The sequence below is a fragment of the Micromonospora sp. DT4 genome, from assembly GCF_049841675.1.
Classification (GTDB): domain Bacteria; phylum Actinomycetota; class Actinomycetes; order Mycobacteriales; family Micromonosporaceae; genus Micromonospora.
Window position 1 is genome coordinate 1 of sequence record NZ_JBNCKT010000099.1, and the last position, 20,370, is coordinate 20,370.

At 71.4% G+C, this 20,370-nt stretch carries 20 protein-coding genes, 1 tRNA gene, 1 rRNA gene and 3 pseudogenes; 10 read left to right on the forward strand and 15 right to left on the reverse strand.

Annotated features, from left to right (window positions below):
- A 5S ribosomal RNA gene (rrf, locus tag ACLQ24_RS22835) occupies positions 1 to 71 on the forward strand; the annotation flags it as partial.
- Positions 72 to 359: 288 nt separating this feature from the next.
- Here rrf and ACLQ24_RS22840 read toward each other — a convergent pair.
- Positions 360 to 2,222 carry a VanW family protein gene (locus tag ACLQ24_RS22840; RefSeq protein ID WP_425893758.1) on the reverse strand — a complete coding sequence of 621 codons (1,863 nt, stop codon included), beginning with the start codon at positions 2,220 to 2,222 and terminating at the stop codon, positions 360 to 362.
- Positions 2,223 to 2,400: 178 nt separating this feature from the next.
- On the opposite strand from ACLQ24_RS22840, the pseudogene nudC reads away from it, so the two are divergent.
- The 3 genes and pseudogenes from nudC to ACLQ24_RS22855 all read left to right on the forward strand — a co-directional run bounded on the left by nudC (position 2,401) and on the right by ACLQ24_RS22855 (position 5,967).
- Positions 2,401 to 3,322, forward strand: a pseudogene (gene nudC, locus ACLQ24_RS22845) (NAD(+) diphosphatase).
- A gap of 444 nt (positions 3,323 to 3,766) precedes the next feature.
- Complete coding sequence (locus ACLQ24_RS22850; protein WP_425893774.1) at positions 3,767 to 4,321, forward strand: DUF6230 family protein; 555 nt, start codon at positions 3,767 to 3,769, stop codon at positions 4,319 to 4,321.
- A gap of 80 nt (positions 4,322 to 4,401) precedes the next feature.
- Complete coding sequence (locus ACLQ24_RS22855; protein WP_425893759.1) at positions 4,402 to 5,967, forward strand: DUF6114 domain-containing protein; 1,566 nt, start codon at positions 4,402 to 4,404, stop codon at positions 5,965 to 5,967.
- 70 nt (positions 5,968 to 6,037) lie between these two features.
- On the opposite strand, the gene ACLQ24_RS22860 is transcribed toward ACLQ24_RS22855, so the two are convergent.
- Positions 6,038 to 7,708, reverse strand: a complete 1,671-nt coding sequence (locus ACLQ24_RS22860) for a DUF885 domain-containing protein (RefSeq protein WP_425893760.1) — start codon at positions 7,706 to 7,708, stop codon at positions 6,038 to 6,040.
- Between the two features lie 107 nt (positions 7,709 to 7,815).
- Between ACLQ24_RS22860 and ACLQ24_RS22865 the strand changes: the two genes are divergently transcribed.
- A complete protein-coding gene (locus ACLQ24_RS22865) occupies positions 7,816 to 8,796 on the forward strand; it encodes a DMT family transporter (protein WP_425893761.1) in 981 nt (326 codons plus the stop codon).
- A 72-nt stretch (positions 8,797 to 8,868) separates the two neighbouring features.
- On the opposite strand, the gene ACLQ24_RS22870 is transcribed toward ACLQ24_RS22865, so the two are convergent.
- Together ACLQ24_RS22870 and ACLQ24_RS22875 are read right to left on the reverse strand one after the other, a co-directional pair.
- Positions 8,869 to 9,939 carry a PHP domain-containing protein gene (locus tag ACLQ24_RS22870; RefSeq protein WP_425893762.1) on the reverse strand — a complete coding sequence of 357 codons (1,071 nt, stop codon included), beginning with the start codon at positions 9,937 to 9,939 and terminating at the stop codon, positions 8,869 to 8,871.
- Between the two features lie 29 nt (positions 9,940 to 9,968).
- Entirely contained in the window at positions 9,969 to 10,721 is a 753-nt protein-coding gene (locus ACLQ24_RS22875; protein ID WP_425893763.1) for a M23 family metallopeptidase, read from the reverse strand.
- 62 nt (positions 10,722 to 10,783) lie between these two features.
- Here ACLQ24_RS22875 and ACLQ24_RS22880 point away from each other — a divergent pair, with 62 nt between their 5' ends.
- From ACLQ24_RS22880 to ACLQ24_RS22895, 4 genes are all read left to right on the forward strand, one after another.
- On the forward strand, positions 10,784 to 11,173 hold the full coding sequence (locus tag ACLQ24_RS22880; RefSeq protein WP_425893764.1) for a hypothetical protein: 390 nt from the start codon (positions 10,784 to 10,786) through the stop codon (positions 11,171 to 11,173).
- A 112-nt stretch (positions 11,174 to 11,285) separates the two neighbouring features.
- Positions 11,286 to 11,453 carry a hypothetical protein gene (locus ACLQ24_RS22885; RefSeq protein WP_425893765.1) on the forward strand — a complete coding sequence of 56 codons (168 nt, stop codon included), beginning with the start codon at positions 11,286 to 11,288 and terminating at the stop codon, positions 11,451 to 11,453.
- 117 nt (positions 11,454 to 11,570) lie between these two features.
- A complete protein-coding gene (locus ACLQ24_RS22890; protein ID WP_425893766.1) occupies positions 11,571 to 12,098 on the forward strand; it encodes a tRNA adenosine deaminase-associated protein in 528 nt (175 codons plus the stop codon).
- Positions 12,099 to 12,132: 34 nt separating this feature from the next.
- Positions 12,133 to 12,681 (forward strand): nucleoside deaminase, encoded by a 549-nt coding sequence (locus ACLQ24_RS22895; protein ID WP_425893775.1) that lies wholly within the window; start codon positions 12,133 to 12,135, stop codon positions 12,679 to 12,681.
- A 410-nt stretch (positions 12,682 to 13,091) separates the two neighbouring features.
- Here the strand turns inward: ACLQ24_RS22895 and deoD are convergent, their stop codons facing one another.
- Entirely contained in the window at positions 13,092 to 13,799 is a 708-nt protein-coding gene (deoD, locus tag ACLQ24_RS22900; protein ID WP_109819285.1) for a purine-nucleoside phosphorylase, read from the reverse strand.
- A gap of 75 nt (positions 13,800 to 13,874) precedes the next feature.
- Here deoD and ACLQ24_RS22905 point away from each other — a divergent pair.
- A tRNA-Ser gene (locus tag ACLQ24_RS22905) sits at positions 13,875 to 13,961 on the forward strand.
- On the opposite strand, the pseudogene ACLQ24_RS22910 reads toward ACLQ24_RS22905, so the two are convergent.
- The 10 genes and pseudogenes from ACLQ24_RS22910 to ACLQ24_RS22955 form a co-directional block, all read right to left on the reverse strand.
- A pseudogene (locus tag ACLQ24_RS22910) lies at positions 13,943 to 14,350 on the reverse strand (SDR family NAD(P)-dependent oxidoreductase); the annotation flags it as partial. The gene ACLQ24_RS22905 and the pseudogene ACLQ24_RS22910 sit on opposite strands and share 19 nt — an antisense overlap.
- A gap of 9 nt (positions 14,351 to 14,359) precedes the next feature.
- A pseudogene (locus ACLQ24_RS22915) lies at positions 14,360 to 14,761 on the reverse strand (hypothetical protein); the annotation flags it as partial.
- A 19-nt stretch (positions 14,762 to 14,780) separates the two neighbouring features.
- Positions 14,781 to 15,335: a hypothetical protein gene (locus tag ACLQ24_RS22920; protein WP_425893767.1), complete on the reverse strand. Its 555-nt coding sequence runs from the start codon at positions 15,333 to 15,335 to the stop codon at positions 14,781 to 14,783.
- A 295-nt stretch (positions 15,336 to 15,630) separates the two neighbouring features.
- Positions 15,631 to 15,822 carry a DUF397 domain-containing protein gene (locus tag ACLQ24_RS22925; RefSeq protein WP_425893768.1) on the reverse strand — a complete coding sequence of 64 codons (192 nt, stop codon included), beginning with the start codon at positions 15,820 to 15,822 and terminating at the stop codon, positions 15,631 to 15,633.
- Positions 15,813 to 16,589, reverse strand: a complete 777-nt coding sequence (locus tag ACLQ24_RS22930) for a Scr1 family TA system antitoxin-like transcriptional regulator (RefSeq protein ID WP_425893776.1) — start codon at positions 16,587 to 16,589, stop codon at positions 15,813 to 15,815. The genes ACLQ24_RS22925 and ACLQ24_RS22930 overlap by 10 nt, the downstream gene beginning before the upstream one ends.
- Positions 16,590 to 17,677: 1,088 nt before the next feature.
- Positions 17,678 to 18,238, reverse strand: coding sequence for a helix-turn-helix domain-containing protein (locus tag ACLQ24_RS22935; protein ID WP_425893769.1), 561 nt, complete (start codon positions 18,236 to 18,238; stop codon positions 17,678 to 17,680).
- Positions 18,235 to 18,489, reverse strand: a complete 255-nt coding sequence (locus ACLQ24_RS22940; protein ID WP_425893770.1) for a hypothetical protein — start codon at positions 18,487 to 18,489, stop codon at positions 18,235 to 18,237. The genes ACLQ24_RS22935 and ACLQ24_RS22940 overlap by 4 nt, the downstream gene beginning before the upstream one ends.
- Positions 18,490 to 18,580: 91 nt before the next feature.
- Entirely contained in the window at positions 18,581 to 18,874 is a 294-nt protein-coding gene (locus ACLQ24_RS22945; protein WP_425893771.1) for a hypothetical protein, read from the reverse strand.
- 180 nt (positions 18,875 to 19,054) lie between these two features.
- Complete coding sequence (locus ACLQ24_RS22950) at positions 19,055 to 19,573, reverse strand: hypothetical protein (RefSeq protein ID WP_425893772.1); 519 nt, start codon at positions 19,571 to 19,573, stop codon at positions 19,055 to 19,057.
- Between the two features lie 94 nt (positions 19,574 to 19,667).
- On the reverse strand, positions 19,668 to 19,976 hold the full coding sequence (locus tag ACLQ24_RS22955) for a flavin reductase (RefSeq protein WP_425893773.1): 309 nt from the start codon (positions 19,974 to 19,976) through the stop codon (positions 19,668 to 19,670).
- Positions 19,977 to 20,370: the final 394 nt, after the last annotated feature.

Consider the following 20,370-nt stretch of genomic DNA (forward strand, 5'->3'; position numbering starts at 1 on the left):
CGGAAGCTAAGCCCTCCAGCGCCGATGGTACTGCACTCGTGAGGGTGTGGGAGAGTAGGACACCGCCGGACAATCTTTCAGAAAGGGCCATCCCCAGCGGGGTGGCCCTTTCTGCATACCCGCATAGTCGACTACGCCGCTGATCATGAGGTTGATGCCACCGCTCTCGGCGTGTCATCGCAACGACTTCACGATCAACCAGAGGGGTCGGGCGTGGGAGCGGAGTGTTCCTGCGCCGGGGTGGTGCCGTTCGAGGAGATGTGGCATCCGGCAGCGACCCGGTACCGGACCGAGATCCTCCGTGTACAGGAGGAGCGCATGATGCCGAGGCCGTCAGCCGACGACACCGACGAGCGGGCTCAGGACGGCTTGGGACCGCAGACGTAACGGGGCTCAGCGTCATAGCGCCAGGTGAACTTCTCCCGCTTGACCACCACGCCGCCCTTCTTGATGACCCGGAAGGCGTCCTGGGTGAAACCGTTGATGCCGTTGCTGGGGATGCACTTCGGGCCGGGTTCGAGGTGGATGAGCTTCGGCCTGGTGGTGTTGCGGCGCGGGCCGTACTCCGTCCTCACGCTGTCGTAGATCTTCGTGCTCCAGATGGAGACGGTCACCGAACTCGACGTGTACGACGTGTCGATGAGCAGGCCGTACTCGGTGTTGTTGCGGAACTTGAAGTCCAGGCTCGGCCAGAAGATGGTCGACTCGATGACGGCCGGGTACCTGTCGAACCAGTACGAGTGCGGCTTGTGCTCGACGTCCTCCAGGCCCGCGTAGTAGGTGGCGTCGAAGAGGGTGGTCGTGAACTGCGAGATGCCGCCCCCGACGCCCGGCACCAGCTTGCCGTTCAGGATGACCGGAGCGTCCCGGTAGCCCTGCGCGTAGCCGCGCTCGCCGGTCTGCCCGTTCAGGGAGAACGTCTTGCCCGGCAGCACGACCGTGCCGTCCACCTTCTTGGCGATGGTGGCGATGTTCTGGCTGCGTGGCGACGCCATCCCGCCGGTGAACCGCGTGGTGAAGGAGGAGACCCGCTCCCTGATGCCCAGACCGGCCAGCTTCTCCGCGGTCACCTCCGGCGGCGTCGCCTTCAGCTCTCCGGTCACCTCGCGTCCGTCGGACTTCGGTAGTACCGCCAACAGGTCGCGCCCTAGGGTGGCGGTGTCGAGTTGCTGGCCGCGGCGGCCGTCGGTGACCGTGGGACGACCGCCGGCGATGGTCATCGTCGCGTCCTTCGGCGGCACCTCGATCGCGTTCAGATCGTCGCCGAGGGCTGCCCGCAGCCGCTTGACGTCAACGGCCGGGGTGAGCTTGCCGGCCTTGTCGGCGTTGAATCGGAGGCTCTTTGCGATGGCGGCCGGTGGCACCTGCACCGAGCCACGGTCGGTGCGCAGGGTAACCGGCGCGGATACGGCGGGCTTGGCCAGTTCGGCGACCAGCCGGTCCAGCTCCTCGATGGTGGTCGCCGGCTCGCTCGCCACCAGTGGCACGGTGACCGGAGCGCCGGCCAGCCAGCCGGTCCGGACGGCGTCGGCCGAGCGCCGCGGGTCGAAGGTGCGGCCCGGCTCGGGCCGTACCACCTTGGGGGTGGTGCCCTCGTAGGTGATGGCTGGCATCGTCATCGGACGGACCTGGTCGCCGAGTACCGTGCGCAGCGCCGCGTCCAGACGGCCCGCGTCGATGGTGACCACCGGATCGACGGTGCGGGAGCCGACCAGCCGACTGACCGGGTGCGCCTCGGCCTTGGTCGCTGCCGCCACGGTGGCCGCCACGTCGACCGCGAGCCCCACGTCGGCCGGTCTGATCTCGGCGGTGCGCTCCCCGACCGTGATCCGCAGTGGCGCGGCGAGGGCCGCCGCCCGCCGTTCCAGTTCCGCCCGTAACTCCCGGTCGGCCGCGCTGCGGCTCCGCCCGCCCAGTTCCGCGCCGAGCACGTTGGTGCCCCGGGGCACGTCTCCGGCGTACGCCCAGGCGCCGGCGCCCGCCACGGCGGCGAGGACGCCGCCGGTGATGCCCGCGCCGAGCAGCATCCGTACGCGGCGCGGACGGCGGCCGCCGTTCTCCGGCTCGCTCGTGGCCGTGGCCGGTGTGACCGCCTCCGGGTCGTCGTCCGGCCAGGTGACCGCCGTGACCGCCTCCGGGTCGTCGTCCGGCCAGGTGACCGCCGTGACCTGCACGGTGGGTCGGTCGTCGGCGGGTGGACGTTTGTCGCCGTACAGCGTCACTGCAACCTCGATCGCCAGGTGCCGCAGGAGGTCCGCCCTCCCGGAGACACCACGGTAACCAATGTCCGGCCATCAAGGCGGTCTGTGCCCGTCCGATGCCGCTACCGCGTGTCGCCCGGGTGTTACCCGGAGTGGGGTCGGTGCCGGCGCTCGGCGGCGAGCGTGGCACGGTGGCGGGGTGGACGCTGCGGAGCGGGTGTTGGCGTACGGCGGCGGTTGGTTGGACCGGGCGGGTGGGTTGCGTACCGACCCGGCCCGGCTGGACGAGTTGCTGGCCGACCCGACGACGGTGGTGCTGCCGCTGTGGCGGGACCGCTGCCTCGTCGACGGCGACGGTCCGGTCCGGTTGACGGCCGACCGCGCGTCTCTGGTGCGGTCGGCCGCCGGCGAGACCGTCTTCCTGGGGCTCGACGGGGACGTCGCGGTGTTCGCCGTGGATCTGTCCGGGCTCGGTGAGCCCACCGCCGTCGAGATGTCGGGGGCAGCGCGGGCCGTGGACGTACGGGCGCTGGTCGGGCGACTCGATGCGGCCGGGCGCGGCGACCCAGGCGTACGCGCGGGGGTTGTTGCACTGGCACCGGCAGCAGCGCTATTGCGGGACGTGCGGTGCGGTGGCCGTCGCCGGTGGTGGCGGCCACGTGCGGACGTGCTCCGGCGCGGAGTGTGGCCGGCTGCTGTTCCCCCGCATCGAACCGGCGATCATCGTGCTGGTCGAGGTGCCCGGCTCGCCGGAGCGCTGCCTGTTGGCCCGGCACGCGGGCGCGGCCGAGGACTCGTACTCGACGTTGGCGGGCTTCGTCGAGGTCGGCGAGAGCCTGGAGGACGCGGTCCGCCGGGAGATGGCCGAGGAGGCCGGGATCGCCGTCACCGGCGTGGCCTACCAGGGGTCGCAGGCGTGGCCGTTCCCCGCCGGGTTGATGGTGGGCTTCCGGGCCACCGCGACGTCCGACGAGGTACGCGTGGACGGCGTGGAGCTGTTGGAGGCACGCTGGTTCAACCGGGAGGAGCTGCGGGAGCGGGTCGCGGCAGGTCGGCGGCTCGGTCGGGTGGACTCGATAGATCACCGCCTGCTGAACGATTGGCTTTCCGAGGCGAATTGACATTGTCGGCTCAGCCGTACGGATGAGTAGCGGATCACCTTCAGTGGCTTTTCAGCCCGGCGTTACATAAATGTAACAATGCTGTGCCGAAACTACTTGCGGTGAAAGTCTTGCGGGCATTCTTCCCAATTTCGATGGTTTGTGGCTCGGGTCGGAGGGGCTCAGCTCTGACTGACGGTAACGCTCGGCAATCTTGGCTGCGAGTGGGAGTTACCGGCCAGTAGTAGCGCCCTTGTGAGGTACGTCGCTTCGCGAGAGCATCCAATCCGCACACTGCGCGATCCGCCGACCATCCATCCCCCGGAGCGGGCCGCAGCGGCCACGTGCTTTCCCGTAGTCCCGAGTCGCGACTGCGATCGGTGACCCCCGGTTCGAGGAGGACCCGTGAAGGATTCGGAAACCCGTCAGGCGCAGGGTGGCACCCGCTGGCGTCGCTTCGCCGCCATGATGGTTCCCGCTGCGGTCGCTGCCGGCGGCATCGTCTTCGGTATGGCCAACGGCGCCATCGCCGCCAACATCACCGTCGCCGGCAAGCCGTTCAAGATCTCTGCCTCCGAGCTCGACGGAGACGGCTTCAAGCAGTACGGCGGCGTGGTGACCACCAAGGACGGCAGGATCATCCCGGTGGCCATGTCGGAGATCGGCGAGGCCCACCTGACCAAGCTGTGCCAGTCGGTCGACGCCTCCGTGCCCGGTCTCCCCAAGATCGTGCTGACCATCAACGCCGGCGACGGCGGCCCCGGCAAGGAGGCCGTCGCCAAGAACCTGCTGATCGCGATGGAGTCGCTCGAGGGTGACGCCGAGTTCACCAACATCAACATCGGTAAGGACGCCAGCGACCTCGGCCCGGCTCCGGCCGGCTCGTTCGGCCAGGACGCCACGCACGTGAACATCAAGGACCTTGAGCAGGTTGCCCGCTACACCACCGCCGGCACCTTCACGCTGACCGGCCTCAAGTTGAAGGTCAACGTCGGCGCTGAGGCCAAGGAATGCTTCTGAGCTGACGCCGCCGAGGCTCGTGAGGGGCGCCCCCCACGAGCCTCGGTCCTGCCCACCCCTTTCACCCCAGGAGGACGTACGTGTCGACCGCCACTCATCGCGAGCAGCCCGGCCGTGTCGGTCGGGCCTGGCGCGGTTTCCGCCGCTGGCGGCGGTCCCGGCCATTCTGGGGCGGCCTCTTCACCCTCCTGGCCGGAGTGGAGATCCTCGGCACCACCAAAGTGAGCCTGGCCGGGCTGACCCTGCAGATGGGTCCTACCGGGTTCCTGTCCTGGTTGATCCCCACCATCCTGGTCACCTGCGGCCTCTTGATGTGGCTCAGCCCCGCGCAGCGGATCTTCTATGCCATCGTCGGCGCGGTGACCGCGGTCTACTCGCTGATCGGAGTCAACCTCGGCGGGTTCTTCATCGGCATGTTGCTGGGCATGGTCGGTAGCGCGCTCGGCTTCGCCTGGGTGCCGGTCAAGAAGTCCGCGGTGGCGCCCCCTGCCGCCGAGGAGCCGGATGACCAGCCGGCCGCGGACGACGAGACCGCCGACGAACCGCCGCTTGTCGACGAGCTCCTGCCGGCGCGGCAGCGGGAGGACGAGGTCACCGGGCCGCTCACCGACATCCTCCCGGAGCCGCGCGGGGTGTTGCGCGAACCAGCAGCGGCCCGGCACGCGAGCGACACCACGGAGATGCCGCCCGTCGTCGAGCCGGAGGCGTCGCAGACCAGGCCGACGGTGGCTCGCGACCCGAAGACGTACGTGGTGACGCTGCTGCTCATGAGCCTCGCCAGCGCGGGCCTGACGACTGTCGACGGGGCGTCGCCGGTGCGAGCGGCGGGGCTCCCCTGCCCGACCCCCACCTCGTCGGCCCGGCCCAGCACGCCCCCCACCTCCCCGGCCAGCCCGAGCCCGAGTCCGAGCCCCACCGCCACGTCGGAGAAGTCGGACGACAACCTGATCACCACCATCGTCGACGGCATCGGTGATCTGCTCGGCGGCGGCGACGACGAGTCGGAATCCGCTGCCCCGACCGAGCCCACCAGCAGCGCCGCGCGAGCCGGCCAGTCGGCCAGCCCGAGCGCCAGCCCCACCCGTAGCGGCAGCGCCACTTCCGGCTCCACCCGGGCCGCGACACCCGACGCTCCCTGTGCCAGCCCGAAGCCCACCAAGCCGACCAAGCCGGCGCCCGTCGAGCCCGGTAAGCCGCTGCCGAAGCTGGCGGCGGACCCGGACATGGGCAAAGTCGCCGCCACCCCGGCGAAACTGACCGGCTCCAAGGTGGAGATGACGAACCTGCGGTTTCGCGGGGTCGAGCCGTTGCGCACCGCCAACGGCGAGATGCGGGCGCTGAAGTTCACCATGAGCAGGGCGGTGACCAGCGACTTCGCGTTGCTGGTCGCGGGTCCTTCGGGCGGCTCGCTGTTGAGCGAGACCGACCAGTTGACCATCGACGGCGACGTGACCTTCTACGCGACCCGGTTCGTCGGACGGTTCCTGGGCATCAAGGTCACCCTGACTCCGGACCTGCCCTTCCCCGACGGCATCCCGGTCACCTCGCCGCTGCCGCTCACCTTCACCGATCCGCAGATCGACCTGGCCTTCATCTCCTGTGACACGCTGACCGGCCGGCCCACCCTCACGCAGACGCTGCAGTGAGCGCACCGTGGGACGGCATCCGGACCCGGGCGCCGTCCCACGGGTCGAATAGCGACGCGACCCGTACCGGTCAGAGTCGGGCCAGCGCCTTGCGCAGCGGGTCGAGGCCCAGCGCGCCCAGGTCCAACGCCTGCCGGTGGAACTCCCGCAGGTCGAAGTCGGCGCCCTTGCGCGCCATGGCGTCCTCGCGGGCCTGCAACCAGATCCGCTCACCCACCTTGTACGACGGCGCCTGCCCCGGCCAGCCCAGGTAGCGGTTCAGCTCGAAGCGCAGGTTCTCGTCCGGCACCCGGCAGTGCGCCCGCATGAACTCCCAGCCCAGCTCGGGCGTCCACCGCTCGCCCGGGTGGAAGCCGAAGGGATTGTCCTTCGGGATCTCCAGCTCCAGGTGCATGCCGATGTCGACGATCACCCGTGCGGCGCGCATCGCCTGGCCGTCGAGCATGCCCAGCTTGTCGCCCGGGTCCTGGAGGTAACCCAGCTCGTCCATCAGCCGCTCCGCGTAGAGGGCCCAGCCCTCGCCGTGCCCGGAGACCCAGCAGAGCAGCCGCTGCCAGCGGTTCAGCAGGTCGGCCCGGACGGCCGTCTGCGCCACCTGGAGGTGATGCCCCGGTACACCCTCGTGGTAGACCGTCGTCACCTCCCGCCAGGTGGAGAAGTCGGTGATGCCCTGCGGCACCGCCCACCACATCCGGCCCGGCCGCGAGAAGTCCTCGCTCGGCCCCGTGTAGTAGATGGCGCCGTCGCTGGTCGGCGCGAGGCAGCACTCGATCCGGCGGACCTGCTCCGGGATGTCGAAGTGGGTGCCGTGCAACTCGGCGATGGCCTTGTCGGCGAGCGCCTGCATCCAGTCGCGGAACGCCTCCTTGCCCTGGATGGTCCGCGCCGGGTCGGCGTCGAGCCTGGCCACCGCCTCGTTCACCGTCGCGCCCGAGCCGGCGATGCGCCCGGCCACGACCCGCATCTCCGCCTCCAGGCGGGCCAGCTCCGCGAAGCCCCAGGCGTACGTCTCGTCCAGGTCGATCTTCGCGCCGAGGAAGTACTGCGAGGCGAGCTCGTAGCGTTCCCGGCCGGCGGCCTGCTTGTCCCGCCCGTGCGGGGCCAACTCGGCCCGTAGGAACTGGCCGAACTCGGCGGTCGCCGCGGTGGCCGCCGCCGCGCCCCGGCGCAGCTCGGCGCCGAGGGTTCCGTCCGCGCCCAGTCGCTCGACCAGGCCGTGGAAGAAGTTGTCCCCGGTCGGGTCGGTCCAGATGTCGCACTGCTTGGCCACCTCGACGAGCTGCACCTTCGAGCTGACCTGCCCGTCGGCGAGCGCCTCGCGCAGGGTGGTCTTGTAGCCCTCCAGCGCGCCGGCCAGGCCGTTGAGACGGGTGGCGATGTTGGCCTGCTCGTCGGCGGTCGCGGTCGGCATCAGGTCGAACACCATGCGGATCTCGTGCAGCCCGCTGGTTATCACGCTGATTTCGCTCGTCGTCTCGCCGGCCTCGTAACGGGCCAGGTCCAGACCGAGCCGTTCCTGCATTGCCTCCTTGGCGGTGCGTTCCGCCTCGGTGTCCGGCTCGGACGCCTCCAGCTCGGTGAGCGTCCGACGGGTCAGGTCGGCGCGCGCCCGGTATCCGTCGGGTGAGAGGTCGTCGAGCTGGTCGTCGTGGCCGGCGATGCCGACGTAGGTAGCGCCGGTCGGGCTCAACGGCGCCCACTCGGCTACGTAGCGGTTGGCGATTTCATCAATTCGTCCCACGCTGCGACACTACGTGACCACCCGGCCCAGATGTCGACGTCGTTTGTCGTGTCCAAGCAGCGGAAAGTCCCGCGACTCTGTCGTACCCCTCCGGCAGAGTGTCAGGGGTGACAACCGATATCGCTCCTGACAGGGCCCCGCTGCGTGCCTGGCTGCCAGGTTTCTTCGCCCTCGCCGCCATCTGGGGTTCCAGCTTCCTGTTCATCAAGGTCGGCGTGGCCGAGCTGCACCCCGTGCAGCTGACCCTCTACCGGGTCACCGCCGGCGCGCTGACCCTGCTGGTCGTCCTCGCGGTGCTGCGCGACCGGCTGCCCCGCGAGCCCCGGGTGTGGGCGCACCTGGCCGTCGTCGCCGCGTTCGGCGTGGCCGTGCCGTTCACCCTCTTCGGCTACGGCGAGCAGCGGGTCGAGTCCATGCTCGCCGGCATCTGGAACGCCACGACGCCATTGATCGTGCTGCCGCTCGCGGTGCTGGTGTTCCGGACCGAGCGGTTGACCGTGCGCCGGGCGATCGGCCTCGGACTGGGCTTCGTCGGCGTGCTCGTCGTGCTGGGCGTCTGGGAGGGCATCGGCGGCGCACACTTCGTCGGGCAGCTGATGTGTTTCGGCGCGGCCGCCTGCTACGGCGTCGCCATCCCGTACCAGAAGCGGTTCGTCGCGGGCAGCACGCACTCCGGTCTGTCCCTCTCCACCGCGCAGTTGCTGCTCGCGGCCGCGCAGCTCGCCATCGTCACCCCGTTCGTCGCGGGCGCGCCGCCGCTGCCCACCGAGCTGTCGGCGAAGGTCGTGTTCAGCGTCCTGGCCCTCGGAGCGCTCGGCACCGGGCTCGCCTTCGTCATCAACATGCGCAACATCAGGTTGGCCGGCGCGAGCACCGCGTCCACCGTCACGTACCTGATTCCGATCTTTGCGGTGTTGATCGGTGCCGTGGTGCTCGACGAGCGGCTCAACTGGCACCAGCCCGTTGGCGCGCTCATCGTGCTGCTGGGCGTCGCGGTCGCACAGGGTGTGTTCGGCCGCCGGACGTCCCGCCCGGTTGTCGGTGTCGGCGCGCCCGCAGCCCCCGCCGCCGAGCCCGTCCGTCGCTGACCCGCCCCACGCCGCTGGTCAGCCCGGTCCGTCGGTAAGCCCCAGGGCCGTCGGTCAGGCCCGGGCCGTCGGTCAGGCCCGTGCCCGCGTCCACTCCACCAGCCGCTCGGCCGGCCAGGTGTTGACCACCCGATCGGCCGGGACGCCGCAGCGCGCGGCCCGCTCGCAGCCGAACCGCTGCCAGTCGAGCTGACCGGGCGCGTGCGCGTCCGTGTTGATCGCGAAGCGGCAGCCCGCCTCCAGGGCGCGGCGGATCAGCCGCTTCGGCGGGTCCTGCCGCTCCAGCCGTGAGTTGATCTCAACGGCGGTGTCGTGCTCCGCGCACGCCGCGAAGACCACGTCCGCGTCGAAGTCGCTCTCCGCGCGCGTCCGGGCCCGGTGCCCCCGATCACCCGGACCGGTCACTCCCGCCGGCCGGGACGACACCATCCGTCCGGTGACGTGGCCGAGAATGTCCAGGTGTGGGTTGGCGACCGCCGCCAGCATCCGCCGGGTCATCTTCGCCCGCTCGTCCTTGAGGCCGCTGTGCACCGAGCCGACCACCACGTCCAGCCGCGCCAGCAGCTCGTCGTCCTGATCGAGTGAGCCGTCGGCGAGGATGTCCACCTCGATGCCGGTGAGGATCCGGAAACCCTCCGGCAGCGCCGCGTTGACCTGCGCCACATGGTCGAGCTGACGGCGCAGCCGCGCCGCGGTCAGCCCTCGTGCCACCGTGAGACGGGGTGAGTGGTCGGTCAGCACCACGTACTCGTGACCCAGCTCGACCGCGGCCAGCGCCATCTCCTCGATGGGCGAGCCGCCGTCGGACCAGTCCGAGTGGGTGTGGCAGTCGCCCCGCAGGGCGGCGCGCAGCGCCGTGGCCTCGGCATCCAGATCGCTGCCCTCGGTCGCCACCAATCGGCGCAGATAGACCGGCTCCTCACCGGCGAGGGACTCCGCCACGCAGCGGGCCGTCACGTCCCCGACGCCAGCCAGGTCGGTGAGCGTGCCGTTGCCGGCCCGTTCGGCCACCTCGGCCGCCGGTAGGCCGGCCAGCGCCTTGGCCGCCGAACGGAAGGCCCGCACCCGGTACGTGGCCTCGTTCGCCCGCTCCAGCAGGAAGGCGATCCGGCGCAGGTCGGCAATGGGGTCCCGGGCGCTCATCCCACCGAACCTAGTGCGTACGAGCCGCGTCAGGGAGCCTTCGGGCAGCCGTGTTTGCGCTGCCACGCGGTCACCTCGGCGGCCGGTTCCCGGTTGCCGCCGCGCCGCCACGAGTCCAGGTAACGCGCCGGCCAGAGCACGCCGCGCCGGATCCACCAACCGTCCTTGCCGGTACACGGCGGCGAGATCCCGAAGTGCACGTGACAGACGTTGTTGGCGTTGCCGGTCCGGCCCACCTTGCCGAGCTGCTGGCCGGCATGCACCCGGACCCCCGCCTCGACGCCGGAGGAGACGACGCTCAGGTGCGAGCCGTAGTAGCGCACCCCGTCGTCGCCGAGCAGCGACACCGACAGGCCGCCGTTGTCCGGGCCCTGCGGCCCGCTCTTGGAGTACCTGTCGACGCGACTCACCTCCAGCACCTCGCCGTCGGTCACCGCCACGAAGGGCTCACCGCAGTCGGCGAACACGTCCGTCGCCGGGTACGCCCCGTGCGTCGTGTGGTAGTCCACGTTGTCGGCGCGTACCGGAAAGACATGCCGCACCCCGGCGCGGGGCGCGCTCGGCGACGGCTTGGCCGACGACGGCGTCGGGCTGGCCGGGCGGGTCGTGGTCGGCGCGGCCGGCTGCTCAGCGGTCGCCCAGACCGCCGACGGCGACGGCGCGGCGCCGTCCGGCGGCACGCCGGGCCGGGTGGTCGCGCAGCCGGCGGCCAGCATCGGGGCGAGCAGCAACAGGACCAGGTACGCCGGACGCACGCGGCGGCCGATCGTCGGCGAGGGCATTCGGTCATCCTGACAGACCGGTACCGTGGGTAGGGAGCGACGCGCATGAGGGAGGGCAGCCGGTGAGCATCGCCCGAGGAGGCCCCTTCCCGGAGCCGGGCGACGCGCGGCCGGCGTCGCGTACCCCGTCGGGGCTCTTCCCGGCCGGACCACCAACCAGACCCACCTACCGCGAACCGCACCCGGTCACCGGCGGCGGTGTCGCCTCCGGCGGCGGCGCGGCGGCTGCCTGGCTCCTGCTGTTCGGGCTCCTCGGCACCGACGTGGTCAGCTACGCGTGGTGGACGGCCGTGGCCGGTCTGCTGGCCTGGCTGACCGCCCTGGTGCTGGTCCACCACGGCGATCGCGGAGTGGCCACCGGAGTCGCCATCGTCACCGCCGGTGGCTGGAGCATTGCCGCCGCCGTGGTGGCGGTGCGCTGGGCGACGAGCGGCGACTGGCCGCTGTGGTGAGCGGGTCCGGATCGGCCCCGACAAGGGCGCGGACGACTGCGCGGAGTGCCCGGTTGGCTGCGTAGCGAACGCCATCTTGACGTGGCCGCCGAGACTCGGCACGCTCGGCACTATGGCCTGGACCACTCCGCGGCAGGACCCGGATCGCAACCGCCGCCGCCTGCAGTTGCTCGCCGAGCTGGCGGGCGCGCGGGCGATACGCCAGCGCAGCCGGCCGCAGCGACAGCGCAGCGAGCGTCTACGCCAACTCATCGCCACCCGCCGTCGGGTAGCCGGCTGATCCGACTTTGTCAGGTTTGGCCGGCGTCTCGGGGCGTTGACCGGTCGCCTGCCGACCCGACCGGCTAACGTGCACCCTTGACGAGTCGGCGCTGTGCCGAGGGCTTTTGGGGGAACCGTGTCGTACTTCGCTGCGGCCGTGGTGCGTGACGACAGTGGCTGGACTGCCGCCGAGGTCAACCTACGGGGCGCCACCGACATCGACGAGGTCGCCGACCGGCTGCGCGACGTAGACCAGGAAGCCGACGTGTCGCTGCTCTTCGTCGAGGCCGACGACGCGTACCTGGTGATCCTGCGTCTCGACGAGGGCGAGGATCTGCGGGTCTTCGGGTCGGACTCGGCGTACGCCGAGGAGTCCCAGCTGGGTCAACTGCTGGTCGGTGATCTGAAGACGTCCGTGACCGGGCTCGACGGCGACGACGAGCCGCGCCCTGCCACGAGCGGCGACGAGGAGAACGAGCAGCCCGCCGTCGACCCGGAGGCCGACCCGGTGGGCGACGCCGACCTGCTCGCCAACCTGGGCATCTCCGCGCAGAAGCTGCTGACGCTCTGCGGCCACGAGGGAATGCTGCCGGCGGACGTCACCGCCGAGATCTGCGAGGTGCTCGGCTGCGCCGACGAGGTCGAGGAGTTGCGTGAGGTCTGAGCCGGCCGACGCCACCGACCCCGCGCTAGAGACGATCCGGCCGGGACAGCCGACGCCCGGAGCGGTGCGGCGTGCCGGACCGGGCGCACACGAGGGCCTGGCCGACCCTGGTGCGACCGGGCGACGGCAGCGGCACGAACTGTGGATGCGCCGCGCCCTGGAGATCGCCGTCACCGACCCGGCCACCCCCGGCGGCGGACTCGACGACATCCCGGTCGGCGCGGTCCTCTACGGCCCCGACGGCACCGAGTTGGCGATCGGGCGCAACGAGCGGGAACTGACCGGCGACCCCACCGCCCACGCGGAGGTGCTGGCCCTGCGTCGGGGCGCCGAGCGGACCGGCGAGTGGCGGTTGGACGGCTGCACGCTCGTGGTCACGCTGGAGCCGTGCACCATGTGCGCGGGCGCGCTGGTGCTGGCTCGGGTCTCCACGGTCGTCTTCGGGGCGTGGGAACCCAAGACCGGCGCGGCCGGCTCCCTCTGGGACGTGCTGCGCGACCGCAGGCTCAACCACCGCCCCGAGGTGTACGGCGGGGTGCTGGAAGCCGAGACGGCCGCCGTCCTGCGCGCCTTCTTCCGTTGAGCCACCCGCCGGTCAGGCCGGAGGAAGGGTGACCGTGACCACCAGGCCACCGCCCGGTCGGGGATGCGCCTCGGCGGTACCGCCGTGGGCCCGGGCCACCGCGCGGACGATCGCCAGCCCAGACCGAAGCCCCGCGTACCGGCCATCCGCTCGCACGGCAGCAGGCGGAACGCGGCGTGGCGTGGCGCGGCGTGGCGTGGCGTGGCGTGGCGTGGCGCGGCGTGGCGCGGCGTGGCGCGGCGTGGCGTGGCATGGCGTGGCGCGGCGTGGCGTGGCGCGGCATGGCGTGGCGCGGCATGGCGTGGCGCGGCATGGTGTGGCCCGGCGGGAGCGAAAGAGCGTGATGACTGTGAGGCATCAAGATGCCTGTGAGTCATCACGCTCTCCGCGGTGTGCGCCGCCCCCGAAGGTCAGGCGACGATCGTGTCGAGGGCGATCTCGACCATCTGGCTGAAGGTCTGCTCCCGCTCCTCGGAGGTGGTCTTCTCGCCGGTCTTGATGTGGTCGCTGACGGTCAGCACGGTCAGCGCGCGGGCCTTGAACCGGGCCGCGATCGTGTAGAGGGCCGCCGACTCCATCTCCACCGCCAGCACGCCGTAGTCGGCGAGCGTGTCGTAGAGATCCGGCCGGTCGGTGTAGAAGGCGTCCGCCGCCAGGATCGGTCCGACGTGCATCGTGATGCCGCGCCGCTCGGCCACCTCGACCGACGTACGCAGCAGGCCGAAGTCGGCCACCGGGGCGTAGTCGATCAGACCGTCGAAGCGCATCCGGTTCATGTTCGAGTCGGTGGACGACCCGATTGCCGCCACCACGTCGCGCAGTTGCAGGTCGGTGCTGAGAGCGCCGCAGGAACCGACACGGATCAGCGTCTTCACGCCGTACTCGTTGATCAGCTCGTGCGCGTAGATGGAGGCCGACGGCATCCCCATGCCGGAGCCCTGGACGGAGACCTCGACGCCGTTCCAGCGGCCGGTGAAGCCCAGCATGCCCCGGACCGTCGAGTAGCAGGTCGCGCCCTCGAGGTAGGTCTCCGCGATCCACTTGGCCCGCAGGGGGTCGCCCGGCATCAGGACCCGCTCGGCGATCTCGCCCGGCTTCGCGCCGATGTGCGTACTCATGGCAACGATCCTGCCAGGCCGGCTCGGGCGATACCGGTTCGGCGTCCGAACCGGCGGTCCTGTACCCTCGTCGGCGGTGGCGTGTCCGAGTGGCCTAAGGAGCACGCCTCGAAAGCGTGTGAGGGTTTACGCCCTCCGCGGGTTCAAATCCCGCCGCCACCGCTCGTAGCAAACGAGAACGCCCGGTCGATCCGCAGGGATCGCACCGGGCGTTCGTCGTTTCCGAGCTGCTGTTCGCCGCCGTCGACGAACAGCTCGCTGCCGGTCATGAAGCTGCGCTGGTCGGACGCGAGGAAGAGCGCCGCGTTTGCGATCTCGTCCGGGTGGGCCAGCCGGCACATGGGCACGGCGGACGCGATGGTCTCGAGCAGGGCGGGTGACTCCGTGGCACTGGGTGCCAGGCCCGCGAGCCCGGGAGTCTCGGTGGAGCCGGGAATGAGGGTGTTGACCCGGATCTTCCGGTCCATCAGCTCGGCGGCCCAGGTGCGGCCGAACGAGCGGATGGCGGCCTTGGACGCGGCGTAGACGCCGAACGCCGGGATGCCGCTGACCGCCGACGTCGAGCCGCCCTCGTCGAAGAGGCGGCGCGCCCCAGTCGGCGTACCCGGCGATGGTTTTTCGGACCGTGCGCCCGTCGTGCAGGAACAGGTACGCGCGGTCGCCGCTGCGGGCGAGTGGCCCGTCGAGCCGGTGCGTCCCCTGTGGAGCGGGCAGCCGGGTCACCGACGGGGTAGTGGGCCGGCCCGGACGTCCTCGACGGGTGAGCCGGCCGTTATCCCCTCCGGTGTCCGCATCGGCTCGCCGACCCACAGGAGCACCAGTTTGTCCTCGACGAAGACGGGGCTGACCGTGTCGTGGCCGGCGAGCACCGGTCCGCAGGCGTCCAGGTCGGTACGCAGGACGCCCCGGCGGGTCAGCTCGGCCTCGGTGTCGCCGAACTCGATGTTGCGCAGGCCGTTCAGGTTGCTGCCCGGCGACGGATTACTGGCTTTCCCACTGTTCGACCAGCTCGTCCCAGTAGTCGGCGCTGAGTCGACGCCGCCCGTGCGCCAGCCAGCCTTCGGTGTTGCGCTCCAGATGCAACCCGACCTCGGCGAACGGGTCGATCCACGAGCCCCGCTCGACGCCGAGCCGAAGCAGCGCCTCGTTGATCGGCCACTTCTTGCGCGGCGCGTCGAGGACGTCGTCGAAGCGCGGACCCCAGGACAGCGCGCCGCCCAGCCACACCGCCGCCGCCTGGTGGCCGACGCCTCCGCCGAACTCCGCCTCCAGGTACGCCACGGGCCCCGACCGCGACCAGCCGGCCAACAGTTCGGCCAGCGGCGGCGACAACACCAGCCCGAACGGTTGCTTGGCGCTGGGATCGCCCGCGGCGAAGTCCGGCAGTGACCCGGTCAGTTCCACCACCAACTGCGGGGTGACCGGGAGCAGCGCGAAGTCCTGGCGCAGCTCGCCGAGGACCGCGTGGTCCAGCTCGGCGGTCTGCTCGCGGAGCAGATCAACATCCGCGACGACCGCGCTGAGCTGGTAACCCATCAGACCCTCCGCCGTCCACAACCTGTGGATAGAACATGTGTACGACGGTGTCCCGTGCCCTCGCCCGGTGCCTTCCGTGCCCTCGCCCGGTGTCTTCCGTGCCCGCGCCCGGTGTCTTCCGGGTCCGCGCCCGGGGTGACGGCCTGGACGGGGTGGCTGGCATGGCGATGCCCACGTCCCCCCGCCACCGCGCCGCACGGCACTACAGAGACGTGTGCCGGAAATACGAGATCTTGGACAGTTTCCGTCCGCTGCGAACGGAAACTGTCCAAGACTTCGTATGTGCGAAGCCCGGTCAGGCGTGTCGGGCGAGCTGGGCCAGGAACGCCCGCCAGGCCGACGGCGCGAAGGCGAGCGCCGGGCCGGTCGGGTCCTTGGAATCCCGTACGCCGACCACGCCGGGCAGATTGTCGGCGACCTCGACACATGCGCCGCCGTTGCCGCTGCTGCGGGTGCTTTTGCGCCACCGCGCGCCGTTCAGCTCCATGACTCCGCCACTTCCGTGATGAGATCGACCGACTGCCGGTGGGACAGCGCCTCGCCGCGCACGTTCTCCCACGCCGCCATTATGGTCGCGATGTCGTCCGGGTCGCTAACGACTTGTCCCTGGAGTTGGTTGTCGAGGTAGTCGGCGACCCGATGGTCGTGGCTGTGCGCGATCACGAACGGGCCGTTCAGGCCGGCGTACGCGCCGACCGAGTTCGGCACCACGTGCACCCGGATGTGCGGCTCCGCGCAGGCGGTGACCACGGCCAGCAGTTGTTCGCGCATGGTCGCCCGGCCGCCCACTGGCCGGTGGAGGATCGCCTCGTCGATGACGGCCGTGAACTGCGGCGGGTCGTCCCGCTTGAGCACGCCCTGCCGGTTGAGCCGCACGCTGAGGTGCCGCTCGATCTCAGTCCGGGGGATCAGGCCCGCGCCGCCGAGGACCGCGCGGGCGTACGCCTCGGTCTGGAGCAGACCCGGCAGGACCGTCGACTCGAACCAGCGCAGCGACACCGCCTCGCGCTCGATTTCCTGCCACGGACGAAACCAGATGGGGTCACGACGTCTCGAAGTGTCCGGCCAGATGTCCGACACGTCCTTGTGGAGGGCTTCCGCTGCGGCCAGGCGGTGCCGAGGATGCGGGATGCGGCCCTCGGTCAGCCAGCGCGCAACGGTCTTCGGATCGACGCCGACGGTCTCGGCGAGGGATTCGGTGGTGTGCCCGGGCTCGGGCTCGGGCTCCGGGTCGGGTTGAGCCGGGCGGGCCACCGGCTCAACCGGTGCGGGCAGCGCCGGAGCCGGAGCGGGCCGGCGGACGTGAGCCGGCTCATCGGTCGCGTCGACCAGGTCCCACAGTCCGCCCGGCGACACGTCGGCCCAGCGGCTCAGGTGACGATCGGCCAGAGCGATCCGTGCGGCTCCGGTGGTGAGCCGGTCCCGGGCGTCGGCCATCTGCTGGCGCACCTCGGCGCAGCGCCGGATGTCCGGGTCATCGAGGCTGACCGGCTCAGGTGCGGGCTGAGCCGGCTCACCGGCCCGGCCGCGCAGCGCGGCCCAGGCGGCGCGGACCCGGCCCGGCTGCTGCGCGGCCCGGTACGCCCGGTACCCCTCCCACGCGGCGTGCGGGTCGCGGACGTAGTGGTCGATGCTCCACCGACGGGCGAGCCACGAGCGGAGCGGGAACGCCCGCCTCCTTGCCGGGTCGAACGCGGCGCCGGTCTCGTCGACGAGGTCGGCGCGTAGCAGCTGCACGTGCTGCTGCCGGCGGGTGTGCAGGCCCCACAGCCACGGGGACAGGCTGGACAGCACCCCGAGGATCACCGCGAGGGACGTCGGGTGGAGCAGCCCCTTCGCGAAGTGCGAGTAGTTGACCACGGCCATGAGTGCGGCGATGCCGTACGAGGCGCGGCGCAGCCGTGCGGCGGTCGTGCGAGCGCCGGCCAGCAGCGCGTCGTGGGCGTGCCAACCCACGTAGAGCGCCACCGACTCGGCGGCCAGGGCGACCCCGACGGCGACGGCGACCCGGGCGGGCGTACTCCACTCGGCCGGGGTCTCGCCGTAGGCGTAGGCCAGCTGCCCGCCGACCGTGGCCGCGTTGACGATCATCAGCGGGCCGACGGTCCGGGCCGTGGCGAGCACCGCGCGGGCCCGTGCCCGGCGGCGGGCGCGCGCCTTCGCTACGGCCTTGCGGCGCCGCTTCTCGGCCCGCGCCTGCTCGCGTTCGGCGCGGCGCTGCTCGGCGCGGGCGGCCTCGGCCTGGTCCTGGTCAAACTGCGCCAGCAGCCGGCGGCGCTCATCCTCGGCGCGAGCGGCCGCGGCGATCTCGTCGGCGGTGGGCTGGCGACGTAGCAACCGCATCAGGCACCCCCGAGAGACTCGCTGCGGCACGGGATGCACCGGCCGACGACCTGACCCACGTGCCCCGGCATCTGGCAGCGGTCGCCACCAGGCGGCGGCGGGAGCGCAGCTCCCCGACGCTCGGGGTTCTTGGTGTTCTTGTTCTGGGGGATGAAGCGACGCCAGTCCCGCGCGCCAGCGCGCTTCTTCTTCAAACCCTCTTCAACATCGGGTGACACGGTCCCGCTCTGGCTGTCACCCCCTGGCGGCTGATCTGACACCCCCGGTGCCCCAGATGACACCCCCTTGATCGCAGACGTCACCCCGTCGACGACGAGCCGGTAGACCCGGGTAGCGATCCCGGCGACCTGCCGGACAGCGAGCCGGCACGCCTGGACGAGACGCGCCAGCGACCGCTGGACCGTCCGCTCGGAGACACCGACGTAATCGGCGATCGTGGCCACGGCCGGCCATGCGTCGCCGGCCGCGTTGGTGTGAGCGGCGATGGCGAGCACGACCAGGCGGTCGGTGCCGCGCAGATCCTTGGTGGCCAACAGGGCGGCCTTAACTGCCTGGCTCATCGGGCGACACCGCCGAACGTGCCGGTCGGGTAGACGTAGACGTACCCGCACGAACGGCTAACGCCCGGGCCCACGTGGACCTGGTACGGGGTGAGTCCGCCGGCGATGACCGCCAGGGCGACGTCGTCGGTGTGCTGCGGGCAGGTGTAGGCGGCCGCGTCGAGAGACGCGTACGTGCCGCTGTAGACCTCGACGCGATCGGTGGCCGGCTGCACACAGCCGGGCGGCACCGCGAACGGTAGAGTGCTCACGGGTCAGGACTCACTTCCTGATCAAGGGTCCGGCCGGTGGGTGAGATCACCGCGTCCGGGCCCGATTTACTTGTGGGGTGGTGCTGGTAGGTCAGGTATCGGCGCGCGGTCGGCGGCTACGCCTCAGCGATGCGCCGGACCGACGTCGGTGCGCGCTGATACGCCGGTTGACCTCGCTGCTGGAAATCTCGGCCTCTTCCGCAACCTGCTCGTAGGTGGTCGCGGCGGCAGCCTCAGCGATCGCGGCGTCCTGCTCAGCCGCGATCGCGCTCTTGATCTCGACGGCCAGGCCACGCAGTTCCCGGTACCGATCCACTGGGCTCAGGTGGCGGGCTCGGGCGAGTCGGCCTCCGAGCGCGGCGAGCGGGTCCGCTGCGTTGGTCATGGCCGAATACTAGGGTGCCCTACTGAACGTGTCAACAGGGCACCCTAATGCGATGCGCCCCCACGGCCAGCGAGGCCGTGAGGGCGCATCTGAGTTACATCGTGGGCTGGCCGCTACCGGGGCAGCGAGCGCGACTACCCTCCGCCTGATGGGGAGGACAGGGCTGGCCAGGCCGGGGGCCTACACGAGCGCCGCAGACGGAGCACTGGGACTGAGGTGCCATGATCGGACTCCTTCAAGGGGGATTTGGTAGTCCGGGTACGGGTCGGTCTCGGGCTCGCGCATCTGGCCTGACGCCGCCAGGCCGCGCAGGTAGATCACTGAGCCGTCGCGGGCGGTGATCCGGAGCGCTGCGGCGATCGGCCCGTGCGCTCCCACCTGGTGGCAGAGGTCCCACGAGGCGAAGTCTGCGGGGCGGGCGGCGTCGAGGAGCTGGTGCGCGAAGACGAGGATTCGGGCTGCCCGCCACCGCATCGTTATCGGCTCGGTGGGCAGCGGCACCGGCGTGGCGTCACGCGGTGCGGGGAAGGCGGTCAGGAGGGCCCGTGTGTCCGATGACCGGTGCAGTACCGAGACTCCGGGAGGTGATTGCCCGCCGACCTCTGGGTCCCGGCCGTACCGCGCGATCGCGGCGATGTCCGGGTGGTCGGAGGCCCGCAGTAGGGCCTCCATTACGTCCAGGGCCTGGGATACCTGCACGGTGCTCTCCGATCTGGTGGCGGATCTGGGCAGCTCACGGGCCGGGTCAGTGTAGCCGCGCGGTGCGGCGGTCCCCTGCTTCTAGCCGTGATGGTCATCGCGTCCACCCGACGAACCTCTCCCACAGCTCACCCGGGGCGGCGGTGGGCAGCTCTTCGGAGGCCACCGGGTGCAGCGACCCGCAGTACATGGAGAGGCCGATCCGGTCTCTGCCGTACGCCTCGGCCAGTCGTACCCGCGCCGGAGCGCACGGCCACGCCTGCCCGCAGGTGTGGCAGTCCCACTGCGGCCGGCGCGGGGTGTGCTGCCCGTCGAGCCGCCGATCGAGGGCGGCGGCTGCCCGCCGCCCTCGGGTAAGCGTGGCCGCCCACGCTTCCCGGATGGTGGTCGGCTCGGCCATCATCGCATGTCTCCGCAGGTGCGGGTCTGCTGGCCAGGGGTCAGTAGCGGGGCAACGGACGTCATGAGCGTCGGTCCGTCCCATGTCGGCGGGGCGGGGTGCGTGCCAGGGAGCTGCGTGGTCTGGTCGTGCGCGGGCCGGCGGCGCCGGCGGAACGGTAGCCACATCGCGGTGCCCTCTCGCCTCAGGGACTGAGGCGGCCGGTCTTGTTCGGCGCGGCCGCCCTCGCCCTTCCTGGGTGGGCGCGGCGGCGGACTCCGCACGGGGGTCGGTGTCCGCCGCCGCTACCCGGGGCGCGGTGCTCGCGGACGGGGGGACCGTCGCTCATTGGTGCACCCTTGTCTCACTCGGGCCGATCGGGGTTCGAGTGCACCGGTGACTGTCGGGCCATCGCCCA